This is a genomic window from Streptomyces montanus, assembly GCF_005786655.1.
Taxonomy (GTDB): domain Bacteria; phylum Actinomycetota; class Actinomycetes; order Streptomycetales; family Streptomycetaceae; genus Streptomyces; species Streptomyces sporangiiformans.
Genome location: NZ_VBZC01000003.1, coordinates 210,733 through 222,540 on the forward strand (window position 1 = coordinate 210,733; position 11,808 = coordinate 222,540).

Here is an 11,808-nt window from a genome sequence, read left to right on the forward strand (position 1 = left end):
TACGAGGGTGAAGAGCCGGCCAGGGCACGGCTGGGACACGGCTAGGGGCGGCCGGGTCGGCCCGCCCCCAGTGCCTGCCCGCCGATGGTGAGCAGCGCCGTGTCCTCCTGCGGGGCGTGCACCGGGGCGCACTGGACGTCCCTGAAGTGGCGTTCAAGGGGGTTGTCGCGGGTCAGACCCGGGTTGCCCAGCAGCCGTACAGCCAGCGCGACGGCCTCGGTGGCGTGCCGGTCGGCCAGGACGCGGGCGCCCAGGGCTTGTTCGGGTGTGTACGTGTCGTCGGCGGCGTCCACCCGTTCGGCGCCGCGGAACACCAACTGCTCGGCGGAGTCGAGCCGAAGCGCGATCTCGCCCGCCGTGCGCCGGAAACGTTCCGTGCGGGCCACGGGGTGACCGAGGTTGGCGGGAACCCGTTCAAGGGCGAAGCGGTGGAAGTACCGCTCGGCGGCGCGGGCCACGCCCAGGTACAGGGCGGCGAGCGGGAGGTGGAGTGCGGCGCCGGCGCGGTTGTCCTGCTCCGCGCCCGCGCCGTGCGCGGATATCTCCACCACATTCCCGGCCGGGATCCCGACCTCGTGCAGCGCGATGTCGTGGCTGCCGCTGGCGCGCAGCCCCAGGTGGTCCCAGCGGTGGGTGATCTCGATGCCGGGAGTGCCGCCGGGCACGGCGAACGTGCCGACGCGCGGGGTGGGTTCGTCGGTGGTGGCCCACACCAGCAGCCAGTCCAGCCCCTCCACACCGGTGGCGAAGCGCTTGCGGCCGGTGAGGGACCAGCCCGTGGCCGTGCGCCGGGCCACTGTCGCGGGGAGGCCGCCGCGCGCGGGGGAGCCGAGTTCGGGCTCCACCCGTACGTGGTTGAGGAGCACCGGCCGCTGAACGGCGGCGGACAGCACCTGCCCGTACAACTCCGCAGGCCAGTGCGGTCGTACGGCTTGGCGGTGGTGGACGGTGAGGCTCATCGCGGCGATGAGCGCCACGGACGGGTCGCCCTCGCCGAGGGCGTGGAGGATCCGGGCCGTCGCCGCGACGCCGAGCCCCGGACCGCCGTACCGCGCGCCAACGGTCGCGGTGAGCAGCCCCGCCTCGTGCGCGGCGCGGATCCCCTCGCCGGGGAAGGCGCCGCTGCGGTCGTACGCGGCGGCGGTGGCGGCGAGCCGTTCCGTGACGCGGGGCAGGGTGCCCAGGTCAGGGGTGCGGAGCAGGAGCCCGGTGGTCATGAGGCGAGCGCCTTCCGCAGCGGGGCGTTCAGGCGGTCGCTCCAGAATCCGCTCACCTTCAGCCGCTGCTTCAGCGCCCCGAGGTCCAGGAAGACGTCGGCGACCTCTTGCTGGGAGGCGGTGGCCTCGGCGTCGACCAGCCGCACCTCGGTCTTCCGCTGTGTCTCGCCCGCGCTGTATTCCTCCAGCGCCTGCTCCACCGGCTGGTGGGTGGCGGCGGCGATGACCTTCGCGAACTCCTTCTCGTGCCCGTCGCGGACATATGCGTACGCCTTGTCGAGACGGGCCAGCAGATCGGCCACCGCCGCACGCTCGGCGGTGCTGCCCAGGGTGTCGTCCGAGGCGGTCCACAGGAAGTTGCCGGAGAGGATGTCCTTGCCGGAACCGACGGTGTGGGCGCCCTGCTGGTGGGCGGCGATGATCGAGTTGCCGTATCCGGCGAAGGCGTCGATGGCTCCGCCGTTCAAGGCCGCGACCGCCTTGTCGGGCTCCAACGGGGCGGCGGTGATGTCGTTCCAGCCGAGTCCGGACCGCTTCAGCAGTTCATAGAGGAAGTAGTGAGCGGTGGTGTTCTTGACGTAGCCGACCTTCTTCCCCTTCAGCTGCCCGATCGAGGTGACGTTCGAGCCCTTGGGGGCGACGACTTCCTGGTTGAGGGTGGTGCCGCGCTGTACGGCGACGACCTTGAAGTTCGGCTTTCCGTCGGCGGCCGCGAAGACCGGCGGGATCTCGCTGGAACTCGCCACGTCCAGCGCCCCGGCCCGTACCGCCTCCAACTGCTTGTCGCCGCCTTGGAAGAGGCTCCACTTCACGTCGTAAGGCGTGTCGTCCAAGTCGGCGAACTTCAGCAGGGCCTCCTCCTTCTGCCACCCGGTGGCGCCGACGCGCAGCGAGACCGAGGAGAGGCCGTCCCCGCCCGTTCCGTCGTCGCTGTCCGCTCCGGCCGAGCCGCCACAGGCACTCAGCGCACCGGCGGCCAGGGCCAGGACGGCGGCGAGGACGGTACGGACGCGGGCGCGCCGGAGACGACGGGAGGCCGGTGGCCTGGACATAGGGGTGCCTTTCGTGGCGGCGGAGGGAGAGAAGGCTGGAGAAGGCTCGGGGGTCAGGCCGCGGTGGCGGCGCGGTGCGCCAGCTCCTGGCGGACCAGCGGCAGTACGTAACGGCCGTAGTCGATCGCGTCGTTGAGCGGGTCGTAGCCCCTCATCGACAGCAGCTCGCAGCCGATGTCGACATAGTCGAGCAGCGCCTTGGCGACCGTCTCGGGGGAGCCGACCAGAGCGGTGGAGGCGCCGGCGGCGTTGGTGGCAGTGGCGGGCGCGGTCCACAGACAGCGGTCGTGGACCTCGCCGCGCTCGGCGACGGCCAGCAGTCGCTGCGAGCCGACGTTGGCCGGGACGCCCTGGCCGACCGGCGGGTAGTGCCGGCGCTTGGCCCGCTCCGCGTGGTTGGCCTTGACCGCGCCCAGGATGCGGTGCGCCTTCTCCCAGGCGAGCTCGTCGGTGGGAGCGATGATCGGGCGGAAGGAGACCCAGATACGGGGACGTGGCCGTCCGGCGGAGTCCGCGTACACGTTCACGGCGGCGATCTGCTCGGCGGTCTCCTTCAGCGGCTCGCCCCACAACCCGAAGATGTCGCCCTGCTGCCCGCCCACCCGGTAGGCGTCCTCCGAGGAGCCGCCCACCGAGATGGGGATGGTGCCGTGGTACGGGGTGACGTCGGAGCGGAAGCCCTCGAAGCGGTAGTGCGGGCCCTCGTGGTAGACCGGTCCGTCGGCCGCCCACACCTCGCGCAGGATCTGTATGTATTCGTCCGAGCGCGCGTATCGCTCGCCCTTGCTCAGATAGTCGCCCTCGCGACGCTGCTCCTCGTCGCTGCCGCCGGAGATGATGTGCACCACCAGCCGCCCTGTGCTGATCCGGTCCAGCGTGGCCAGGGCGCGGGCCGCGTGGGTCGGGAAGATCACCCCGGGGCGGTGGGCGAGCACCGGTTTGATCCGCTCGGTGTGGTTCGCCACGAACTGGGCCAGCTGCAGGGCGTCGGGGGAGGCCGAGTGGTAGGTGACGAGGGTGTAGTCGAAGCCGCCGTCGTCGAGGGCGCGGGCGTAGCGGCGGGCGTAGTCGATGTCGATGCCCGAGCCCGCGGTGGGGTCGCCCTCGGTGGCGGGGTTGGGGTGGACGGCGCTGATGAACTCGACGGGCATGGCGGGGTCACTCCTTGAAGAGGCTGGTGTCGACGTGGTCGGCGAAGGCCGGCTTCGGGGTGAGGACACCGATGCCGTGCATGGTGTCGCCGACCTGCTGGACGGCCTCGACGACTTCCGAACCCACCGGCAGCAGCTCACTGTTGGACTGGCTCACCAGCGTCTTCGCGATCTCGGCGGAGGCGCCGTTGTTCCGCCGGATGGCCTTGGCGTAGTCGGCCGGGTGCTTCTTCGACCAGGCCAGCGCCTTGTCCAGGCGGCGGAGATAGTCGGAGATCGCGGCCTTCTTCCCCTGGTCGGCCAGCGCCTCCTCGGAAGCGCCGATGAAGCCGTAGCCGCTGACCCGTCCGTCGGAGCCGTCGACCAGGAGACGGCCGCCCTGCTGCTCGGCGACGGCCTTGTAGACCCCGAAGGTGGCCCAGACCTCGACCTTGCCGGAGGTGAACGCGGCCTGGGCGTCGGTCGGCAGCAGGTACTGCACCTTGACGTCGTCGTAACCAAGCCCCGCCTGCCGCAGCACATGCGCGAGCAGGTACTCGGCGATGGACCCCTTGGCCGAGGAGACCACGACCTTCTTTCCCTTGAGATCCTTGACGCTCTTCACCGACGAGCCCTCGCGGACCACTAGCCCGGTGTGCGTGCCGTCGTTGTGCAGCGCGCCCACCGATTTCACCGGCACACCGCCCGCGACGGCCTGGAGCGTGGGCAGATCGGCGGCGTACGAGGTGTCCGCGGCACCCGCCTGCACGGCCTGGAAGAGCGGCGCGGCGCCCTCGAACTCGGCCCATTTCACTTGGTAAGACGTCCCCTTGAGGGCGCCGGAGGCGTTGAGGAGCGTCTGCAGGTTCTTGGCCTGGTCGCCGATCGTCAGCGTCACCCGCGACGAGTCGTCGCCGGACGCCGCCTCGGTGTTGCCGCCGCACGCGGTGGTGGTGAGCAGGGCGGCGAGCGAGAGCGCCGCGCCCAGGGGGCGCGTGGCGCGCGTGGTGCGCGTGGTCGTGCGGGTTCCGCGGTCCGAGCGGTTCATGCGGTTGCCTCTTCCAGATGGTGCGGATGCGCCGAGGCGTCGTGGACGCCCAGCCGGTGCAGGAGTTCGCCGCGCAGCCGTACGAAGTCCGGGGAGCCGAGGTCGCGTGGGCGCTCCAGGCCGACGTCGGCCTCGTACGCGATCCGTCCGCCGTCCATCACCAGCACCCGGTCGGCGAGCAGCAGCGCCTCCTCGACGTCGTGCGTGACCAGCAGCACCGAGCAGCCGTGCCGCTGCCACAGATCGGCCACCAGCCGCTGCGCCCTGCCGCGGGTGAGGGCATCCAGCGCGCCGAACGGCTCGTCGAGCAGCAGCAGTTCGGGCTCGCGCACCAGGGCGCGGGCCAGTGAGACGCGCTGGGCCTGGCCGCCGGAGAGCGTCTTGGGCCAGGTTCCCGCGTGCTCCTCGATGCCGACCTCGGCCAGATAGCGGTCCGCGAGCTCCCGGTCGGGCGCTCCGGGCAGACCGAGCACGACGTTCCGCCACACCCGCAGCCACGGCATCAGCCGCGGTGACTGGAAGGCCACGGAGCGGCGCTCCGGCACGGTCACCTCGCCCTCGGTCTCGCTGTCCAGACCGGCGAGGATCTTCAGCAGGGTCGACTTTCCGCAGCCGCTCTGTCCGAGCAGGGCGACGAACTCGCCCCGGTGGATCGTCAGATCGAGCCCGTCGATCACGACCGTGCCGTCGAAAGCACGGGTCAGGCCGCGTACCTCGACACTGTTCTGGCTGCTCGCCACGTTGTTCGGGCTGTTATGGCTGTTATGGCTGTTCACCGCGTTCATGCCCCCTCGCCTTCGAACGAGGCCCGCCAGGCCAGCAACCGACGTGACAGCAGCCGTACGGCGAAGTCGCAGACCAGCCCCAGCACCGCGTAGACGGCGAGGCACAGGACGATGACGTCGGTCTGGAAGTACTGCTGGGCGTTGCTCATCAGATAACCGATGCCGGCGTCCGCGTTGACCTGCTCCGCGAAGACGAGGGCGAGCCAGGCGGTGGACAGCGCGTACCGCAGTCCCACCAGCGCTCCGGGCAGTGCGGACGGCAGGATCACGTAACGGATCAGACCGATGCGGCCGAGCCCCACCATCCGCCCGGCCTCGATCAGTTGGGCGTCGGCGGAACGGATGCCACCGTAGATGTTGAAGTACAGCGGGTATGTGACTCCGAGCGCGACCAGCGCGATCTTCGGGGTCTCCTCGATGCCGAACCAGACGATGAACAGCGGGATCAGCCCCACCCAGGGGATCGCCCGGAACATGCCCATCGACGCGTCGATGACGTCTTCTCCCAGCCGGAACAGCCCGGCGGTGAGCGACAGCGCGAGCGCGACGGCCGCACCGATGAGGAACCCGATCGCGGCACGGCGACCGGACGCGGCGATGGCCTGCGGCAGTTCACCGGTGCCGGTCAGGTCGACAGCGCGCTGGACGACGTCGATGGGGGAGGCCAGCACGGACTCGGGGAGCACGCCCGTGGTGCTGGTCAGGAACCAGACCAGCAACAACCCGACGGGCCCGGAAGCCCGCCGCACGCCACGCGGCACGCGGAGGCGGGGACGGGGGCGGGGGCGGGGGCGGGAGAGTTTGCGCGGGGCGCCGGGGTGGGCGTTGCCCGTGGCTGTGGGGCGGGCCGGTTTCCCCGCGGATTTCCCCGCGGAAGCGGTCGGTTCGATGGGTGCGGCGATTTCTTGACCTGCGAGGGTCGTGGGCGGCGGGGACTCGTGTGCGGGCGGTGAGGCTCCGGACACGGCGGAGTGCGGGGAGGGCATGACGCGGCCTCTCGGTCGGGGAACGCGGAGGAGCCAGGGGCGGGCGCGGAAGCGGACGGGGTCAGCCCGGCTGCTCCCCCTGAGCTGCGGGGCGTGCGGGGTCGGTGGACCAGGCGGACCAGGAACCGGGGTAGAGCGCGGCGGGGATGCCGGCATGGGCCAGCGCCGCGATGGTGTGGGTGGCGGTGACGCCGGAGCCGCAGTAGACGCCGACCTCGGTGGCGTCGTCGGCACCCAGCGCGGTGAAGGTCAGCGCGAGGTCCTCGGCAGGGCGGAAGGTACCGTCCGCCGCGAGATGGTCACCGGTCGGGGCGGACAGGGCACCCGGAATGTGCCCGGCGCGCGGGTCGACCGGCTCGTTCTCGCCCCGGTATCGTTCGGCGGCCCGCGCGTCCAGCAGCACGCCGGTACGGGCGACTTCTGCCGTTGCGTCGGCGTCCAGCACGGGCAACTGCCCCGGGGCGAGCACGATGTCGCCGGAGGCGGGCGCCTCCGGCTCGCCGCTTTCCGTCGGCAGCCCAGCCGCACGCCAGGCGTCCAACGCCCCGTCCAGCAGCAGGACTTGCTCGACCCCGGCCCAGCGCAGCAGCCACCAGGCGCGGGCGGCCGCGGTGTTGCCGTTGTCGTCGTGGACCACCACCGCGCGTCCCGCGGAGAGCCCCCAGCGGCGCGCCGCGGCCTGCAGGGACGCCGGGTCCGGCAGCGGATGACGGCCGCCCTCCGGTGTGGCGGGAGCGGCGAGCTCGGTGTCGAGGTCGACGTAGAGCGCGCCGGGAATGTGCTCCTTGAGGTAGTGCTCGCGGCCGTGCGGATCGCCGAGCCGCCACCGTACGTCGAGGACGACGGGGACCGGATCGCCCGTGCGCAACAGGGAGTGCAGCTCGGTGGCGGTGGTGAGGACGGGGACGGTCTCGAAGGCGGTCACGCGATGTCCTCGGCGATGGCGATGGGCGGAAGCTGGGGGGAGAGCCGCAGCCGCTCCAGGAAGAGCACGACCGCGGCGGCGGCGGTGCGGTGGGTGACGTCGTTGAGGACGTCGTGCCGGGTCCCGGCCAAGCTCACCAGTTCCGCTCCGGGGAGCGCGCTGTAGACGCGGCGGGCCTCTTCGAGGGGGCTGATGCTGTCGTCGGCGCCGTGCAGCCCGAGCACCGGAAGGGAGATCCGGTCCAGCGCGGGCGGCTCCTGTGCCGGAGCCTCCTCCAAGGCGCCACGCCGGAAGGCCGCGTCGGCGGTCAGCCGGCCACGGTGCGTGGGGCAGGCGGTGCGCTGCTCCAGTTCGCTCTCCCAGTCCGCGACTGTTGTGCCGGTGCCGGTGCCGGTGCCGGTGCCGGTGCCCGTGTCGGTGCCAGCGGAGTGGGAACCGGCCGGCAGCCCGGCGAGGATCAGAGCGTCCAGGCCGGGAGTGTTGCGGGCGGCCAGCTCCGCGGCGTACGACGCGCCGGTGTCGGCGCCGACCAGGACCCGCGGACTGGGCAGTGTTTCGTCGCGCAGCAGCTTGGCGGCCGCGTCGGCGACGGCGGCCGGGTCGAGGGACGCGTCCCCCAAGGCCCGTACGCGATAGCCGTCGGCGGCGATCCGGCGGCCGAACCGCTCGTACACACCGCCGTGTTCACCACGACCGGGGAGGAGGACGAGGGTGCCGCGCGGGGCGATTCCTTCTGGTTCGTCCCAGGAGTGGACAGGCTGGGACGAGCTCATGGCGACTCGATTCATCGACAGTGGCGACGCCCGTACAGGGCTGGGCGTCCAAGAACGGTCCAGAACCCGCGCGGCATCGGCGGCATCGCGGCATCGGCGGCATCGTGCGGAGTGGCGCAATGGCGCAATGCGGCGATTTCGAAGCGCGCGCGAAAAACGCGAAAAAAAGGGGGGCGAAGAGGCGAAGAAGGCGAAGGGGTCAGCGACAGCGCATGGCGCCGCTGCGGCCGAAGTCGATCACGCGCCGCTGCGTCAGCCGGGCGCCCATGCCGCAGCGCGCCGCCGACCCGGTGGCCGATGGCCCGGGTTCGATGCGGTGGGCGCGCGGCCGAAGGGCCGTCGCGATGGCTGTAGGCGGCATGTGCTCAGCATGCATGAGCAAGAACCGGGCGTCCAACGATGATTCGCCATCAAAATCGATCACGATTCGTAATCAGTTGATGTTAGCCTTCGGCCATGCGGCCGGTTCTGGACATCGTGGCACTGCGCAGCCTCATCGCCGTCGCCGACTACGGCGGCTTCCACCGGGCTGCCGGGGTGCTGGCGCTCAGTCAGTCCGCGGTCAGTCAGCACGTGCGACGCCTGGAGAAGTCCCTCGGCATTCCCGTCGTCGAACGCGACGGCCGCAAGACCCGGTTCACCGTCCACGGCGCCCAACTGCTGGAAGAGGCAAGGTTGATCGTCGGCGCGCATGACGCCGCTGTCCGACGGCTCCTGGGCGAGGAAGGGCCGGCGGCCGCGACCGTCGTGATCGGGGCCACCGAGCACGGTGCCGACCAGATTCTCCCCGTGCTCACCGAGGCCGTCCGCGAGGTCCGGCCGGAAGCCGAGGTCCGGGTGCGGATCGACCGCTCGGCGCGGCTGACCGAGGCGGTCGAACGCGGAGAGCTCGACCTCGCCGTCTATGTCACCGAAGCGACCGCCACCGCGGGCACCCCCGTCGGCGCACTCCCGCTGCGCTGGTACGCCGCCCCCGGCTGGAAGCCGCCCGCCGCAGCTCCGCTGCCGTTGGTCGCCATCAACGCGCCGTGCGTCATCCGTCGTCGAGCCCTCACCGAACTGGCCGCCCGTCACACCCCGGCGACCGTGGTCGCCGAGGCCGGATATCTCGCGGGTGTCCTGGACGCGGCCCGTGCCGGGCTCGGCGCCGCGCTGCTCGCCGTCCCCGGCGGACAGAGCCCCGAAGGGCTCACCCCGCGCCGGGATCTCCCCGCCGTTCCGCCGGTCCGGCTCAGCGCCCTCGCGCGGCGGGGCTCCGAACCCTCCCTGATCGGGGCGGCCGTCGAAGCCGTGCGTGCCCTGCTCGCCTCCCGCGAGGCGGGTCGGGCGGCGTAGCACCCTGCTCCCATCATGTGAGATGCCGGGCACGGTGCGGGAAGGCCCTCTTGACGGGGCTCGAAGGCCCCCTGACACTCCAGAGCAGGATTCCTAGTGGATGGGTAGGAAATCATGGAGCGTTGGGAGTCGCCCGCCGACCGTGCCGTGCGCACGGGTCGGGTGCCCCTCCTGCTGACCTCCCGCCGCCACATCGACCTCCTGCGTGTCTGCAGCGCGGCCGGCCCGCCGCGCTGAATCGGCTGTGCCCACCGGCACCGCATCCCCGCCGCGTTCGGGTACGCGCCGACGCCGCCGCGCGCCCTTCACGCCACGCCCGCCGCCCGCCGCGGCTCTGAGACCCAGAAGCCGCCCCCGGACCCAGGGAGACACATGTCCGCCGCACCCCTGACCACCATGCCGTCCCCGCCGTCGTTCCGGGGCAGGATCGGCTGTGACGCGAGCAGCGGCTACTACGCCGCGTCGCGCCGCTACCGCCTCCACCTCTCGCTGTCCTGCCCCCACTGTCTGCGGATCGCCACCACCCACAGCCTGCTCGACCTGGACGACACCCTCCCGGTGGAACTGCTGCCGTCCGTGCCCGACGGGCGCGACGGCGGACACCGCGCTCTGCGCCCGTCGTACGAGGCGAGTTGGCACCGGTATCCCGGGCCCGCCGTGGCCCCCGTACTGAGCGACGACTGGACGGGACGGATCGTCAGCACCCACACCCCAGACATCCTGCGCGACCTGGCCCGGCACTTTGGCGGTGGCGACTCCGATCGGCCTGTGCTGTACCCGCACGGCGAGGAGGTGGAGATCGAGGCCGTGGAGCGCCTCTGCGAGTACCGCATCGACGAAGCCGCACAGCAGGCCGGGCAGGCGGGAGCGGACGCGACGGCACGCCACACGGCCCTCAGTTCGCTGCTTCGTGTACTGGGCTCACTGGAGTGGCGGCTCGCCTCCCAGGACTTCATCCTGGGCGACGAACTGACCGCCGCCGACGTGCGGTTGTGGGTGACCCTCGTGCAGCTCGACACCGTGCACCGCCAGCACCTGGACGCCGCCGCGGTGCACCGTATCGCCGACCACCCGCACCTGTGGGCCTACGCAGGACGACTGGCCGCCCACCCGGCCTTCGGCCCGCACCTCGACCTGGACGGCATCGCCCTCAGGCACCACGCCCGCTGCCAAGGACTGGAGGGTGCGGGGGCGGCCGTGCAGATCCTGGACTGGGCCGCACGCATCCCGGACGGGGCCACCGGCCAGCCCGGCTGCTGAGTCAGACGGCGTTGACGAGGACGACGCAGACGGCGGTGCCGGCACCGACGCCGGCGCCGTGACCACGGGCCCCCGTGCCTACCGCCCCAGGTTCTCGAACAGGACCATCCCAGCCGCCGTGTTCGACGCGGGCACGTGGTAGGTCTCGTGCACGCGGCGGATTCGGGGGCCCAGCGCGCCGCGCATGATCAGCCACATGATCAGCTCGATGCCCTCGGACCCGGCCTCGCGGATGTACTCCTCACGGGTCAGCGCGGCCAGCTTCTCGGGGGCGTGCTCGATCGCGTCCAGGTACATCCGGTCGAAGTCCTGGTTGATCAGTCCCGCGCGGGCGCCCGCGAGCTGGTGCGACATGCCGCCGGTGCCGAAGACCGCGACCTTGAGGTCTTCGGGGAACGAACGGATGGCCTCGCCGAGCGCGCGGCCGAGGGCCAGGCACCGCGCGGCGGTCGGCTGCGGATACTGGATGACGTTCACCAGGAGGGGAACGACCGCGCACGGCCAGCTCTCCCCGGGGTCGGGGCAGTACACCGACAGCGGCACGGTCAGGCCGTGGTCCACGTCGAGCTCCTGATACACCGTCATGTCGAACGAGGCGTCGACCAGACTCTCGACGAGGTGGTCGGAGAACTCCGGGGCGCCGGTGACCACCGGAACCGGGCGGCTGCCCCACCCCTCGTCGGCCACTGTGTACGACGAGGCCGTCCCGATCCCGAAGGTCGGGGTGACGCTCATGTCCAGGGCGTTGGCGTGGTCGTTGTAGATGACGACCGCGACATCGGGGGTGTGCCGGGCCATCCACGCACGCGCCGGCGCGTAACCGTCGAACAGCGGCCTCCAGTACGGGTCCTCGGTCTTCCCGTGGTCCATGGCCGCACCGATCGACGGTACATGTGAGGTGGCCAGACCCCAGATCACCTCAGCCAAAGCTCCGCCCTCCCGCTTTCAGCACGTCCGCGAACTCCTCCGTCGTCATGCCGGTGAACACCCCGCCGAGGTACTGCATGGATTTCCCGTCGACCATGGCCAGCTTGAAGACGTAGAAGATGGAGCCGCCCAGCTCCATCATCCGGTTCCAGTCCCGCGTGAGGACGGCGTCCCGTTGCTCGGCCGTGAGCCCGTACGCCTCGCAGTACGCGGCTTCGTCGGCTTTGAACTCCGCCCGGTTCTCGGCGTCCTTGAGGGACCCGCAGAGCCGGTTCAGCGCTCGGCCGCGGCGGCTCTCGGCGGCGTCGAAGACGTAGGTGCCGGGGACCTGGGGTGTGGTGCTGGACATTGCCGTTCCTCTCCTCTCCCG

The 11,808-nt window shown here is 71.7% G+C and carries 14 protein-coding genes; 3 read left to right on the plus strand and 11 right to left on the minus strand.

The window, feature by feature from the left end; translation table 11 throughout:
- Positions 1 to 41: 41 nt before the first annotated feature.
- The 9 genes from FE633_RS03635 to FE633_RS47010 form a co-directional block, all read right to left on the minus strand.
- A complete protein-coding gene (locus tag FE633_RS03635; protein WP_138043591.1) occupies positions 42 to 1,217 on the minus strand; it encodes an acyl-CoA dehydrogenase family protein in 1,176 nt (391 codons plus the stop codon).
- On the minus strand, positions 1,214 to 2,269 hold the full coding sequence (locus FE633_RS03640) for an ABC transporter substrate-binding protein (protein WP_138043592.1): 1,056 nt from the start codon (positions 2,267 to 2,269) through the stop codon (positions 1,214 to 1,216). The genes FE633_RS03635 and FE633_RS03640 overlap by 4 nt, the downstream gene beginning before the upstream one ends.
- 53 nt (positions 2,270 to 2,322) lie before the next feature.
- The gene (locus tag FE633_RS03645) at positions 2,323 to 3,420 is read right to left on the minus strand and encodes an LLM class flavin-dependent oxidoreductase (RefSeq protein ID WP_138043593.1); all 1,098 of its coding nucleotides are present in this window, start codon (positions 3,418 to 3,420) and stop codon (positions 2,323 to 2,325) included.
- A 7-nt stretch (positions 3,421 to 3,427) separates the two neighbouring features.
- A complete protein-coding gene (locus tag FE633_RS03650; RefSeq protein ID WP_138043594.1) occupies positions 3,428 to 4,447 on the minus strand; it encodes an ABC transporter substrate-binding protein in 1,020 nt (339 codons plus the stop codon).
- Complete coding sequence (locus FE633_RS03655; RefSeq protein ID WP_138043595.1) at positions 4,444 to 5,232, minus strand: ABC transporter ATP-binding protein; 789 nt, start codon at positions 5,230 to 5,232, stop codon at positions 4,444 to 4,446. The genes FE633_RS03650 and FE633_RS03655 overlap by 4 nt, the downstream gene beginning before the upstream one ends.
- Positions 5,229 to 6,218, minus strand: coding sequence for an ABC transporter permease (locus FE633_RS03660; RefSeq protein ID WP_246113391.1), 990 nt, complete (start codon positions 6,216 to 6,218; stop codon positions 5,229 to 5,231). Before FE633_RS03660 ends, FE633_RS03655 begins: the two co-directional genes overlap by 4 nt.
- Before the next feature lie 61 nt (positions 6,219 to 6,279).
- Positions 6,280 to 7,143: a sulfurtransferase gene (locus FE633_RS03665; RefSeq protein WP_138043596.1), complete on the minus strand. Its 864-nt coding sequence runs from the start codon at positions 7,141 to 7,143 to the stop codon at positions 6,280 to 6,282.
- Positions 7,140 to 7,916, minus strand: coding sequence for an alpha/beta hydrolase (locus FE633_RS03670; protein WP_138043597.1), 777 nt, complete (start codon positions 7,914 to 7,916; stop codon positions 7,140 to 7,142). The genes FE633_RS03665 and FE633_RS03670 overlap by 4 nt, the downstream gene beginning before the upstream one ends.
- A gap of 199 nt (positions 7,917 to 8,115) precedes the next feature.
- Complete coding sequence (locus FE633_RS47010) at positions 8,116 to 8,277, minus strand: hypothetical protein (protein WP_171059781.1); 162 nt, start codon at positions 8,275 to 8,277, stop codon at positions 8,116 to 8,118.
- Between the two features lie 95 nt (positions 8,278 to 8,372).
- Between FE633_RS47010 and FE633_RS03675 the strand changes: the two genes are divergently transcribed.
- From FE633_RS03675 to FE633_RS03680, 3 genes are all read left to right on the plus strand, one after another.
- Positions 8,373 to 9,251, plus strand: coding sequence for a LysR family transcriptional regulator (locus FE633_RS03675; RefSeq protein WP_138043598.1), 879 nt, complete (start codon positions 8,373 to 8,375; stop codon positions 9,249 to 9,251).
- 114 nt (positions 9,252 to 9,365) lie between these two features.
- Entirely contained in the window at positions 9,366 to 9,488 is a 123-nt protein-coding gene (locus tag FE633_RS49130; protein WP_281291113.1) for a hypothetical protein, read from the plus strand.
- A gap of 135 nt (positions 9,489 to 9,623) precedes the next feature.
- Positions 9,624 to 10,511, plus strand: coding sequence for a glutathione S-transferase C-terminal domain-containing protein (locus tag FE633_RS03680; RefSeq protein WP_138043599.1), 888 nt, complete (start codon positions 9,624 to 9,626; stop codon positions 10,509 to 10,511).
- 78 nt (positions 10,512 to 10,589) lie between these two features.
- Here the strand turns inward: FE633_RS03680 and FE633_RS03685 are convergent, their stop codons facing one another.
- Together FE633_RS03685 and ligA are read right to left on the minus strand one after the other, a co-directional pair.
- Positions 10,590 to 11,429 carry a class III extradiol dioxygenase subunit beta gene (locus tag FE633_RS03685; RefSeq protein ID WP_212747156.1) on the minus strand — a complete coding sequence of 280 codons (840 nt, stop codon included), beginning with the start codon at positions 11,427 to 11,429 and terminating at the stop codon, positions 10,590 to 10,592.
- A gap of 1 nt (position 11,430) precedes the next feature.
- A complete protein-coding gene (gene ligA, locus FE633_RS03690) occupies positions 11,431 to 11,787 on the minus strand; it encodes a protocatechuate 4,5-dioxygenase subunit alpha (RefSeq protein ID WP_138043601.1) in 357 nt (118 codons plus the stop codon).
- Positions 11,788 to 11,808: the final 21 nt, after the last annotated feature.

What these genes read in the sequence shown, in the direction of transcription:
- FE633_RS03635 (WP_138043591.1), bottom strand. Translation starts at nt 1,217, where the DNA reads ATGACCACCGGGCTCCTGCTCCGCACCCCTGACCTGGGCACCCTGCCC.
- FE633_RS03640 (WP_138043592.1), bottom strand. Translation starts at nt 2,269, where the DNA reads ATGTCCAGGCCACCGGCCTCCCGTCGTCTCCGGCGCGCCCGCGTCCGT.
- FE633_RS03645 (WP_138043593.1), bottom strand. Translation starts at nt 3,420, where the DNA reads ATGCCCGTCGAGTTCATCAGCGCCGTCCACCCCAACCCCGCCACCGAG.
- FE633_RS03650 (WP_138043594.1), bottom strand. Translation starts at nt 4,447, where the DNA reads ATGAACCGCTCGGACCGCGGAACCCGCACGACCACGCGCACCACGCGC.
- FE633_RS03655 (WP_138043595.1), bottom strand. Translation starts at nt 5,232, where the DNA reads ATGAACGCGGTGAACAGCCATAACAGCCATAACAGCCCGAACAACGTG.
- FE633_RS03660 (WP_246113391.1), bottom strand. Translation starts at nt 6,218, where the DNA reads ATGCCCTCCCCGCACTCCGCCGTGTCCGGAGCCTCACCGCCCGCACAC.
- FE633_RS03670 (WP_138043597.1), bottom strand. Translation starts at nt 7,916, where the DNA reads ATGAGCTCGTCCCAGCCTGTCCACTCCTGGGACGAACCAGAAGGAATC.
- FE633_RS47010 (WP_171059781.1), bottom strand. Translation starts at nt 8,277, where the DNA reads ATGCCGCCTACAGCCATCGCGACGGCCCTTCGGCCGCGCGCCCACCGC.
- FE633_RS03675 (WP_138043598.1), top strand. Translation starts at nt 8,373, where the DNA reads ATGCGGCCGGTTCTGGACATCGTGGCACTGCGCAGCCTCATCGCCGTC.
- FE633_RS49130 (WP_281291113.1), top strand. Translation starts at nt 9,366, where the DNA reads ATGGAGCGTTGGGAGTCGCCCGCCGACCGTGCCGTGCGCACGGGTCGG.
- FE633_RS03680 (WP_138043599.1), top strand. Translation starts at nt 9,624, where the DNA reads ATGTCCGCCGCACCCCTGACCACCATGCCGTCCCCGCCGTCGTTCCGG.
- ligA (WP_138043601.1), bottom strand. Translation starts at nt 11,787, where the DNA reads ATGTCCAGCACCACACCCCAGGTCCCCGGCACCTACGTCTTCGACGCC.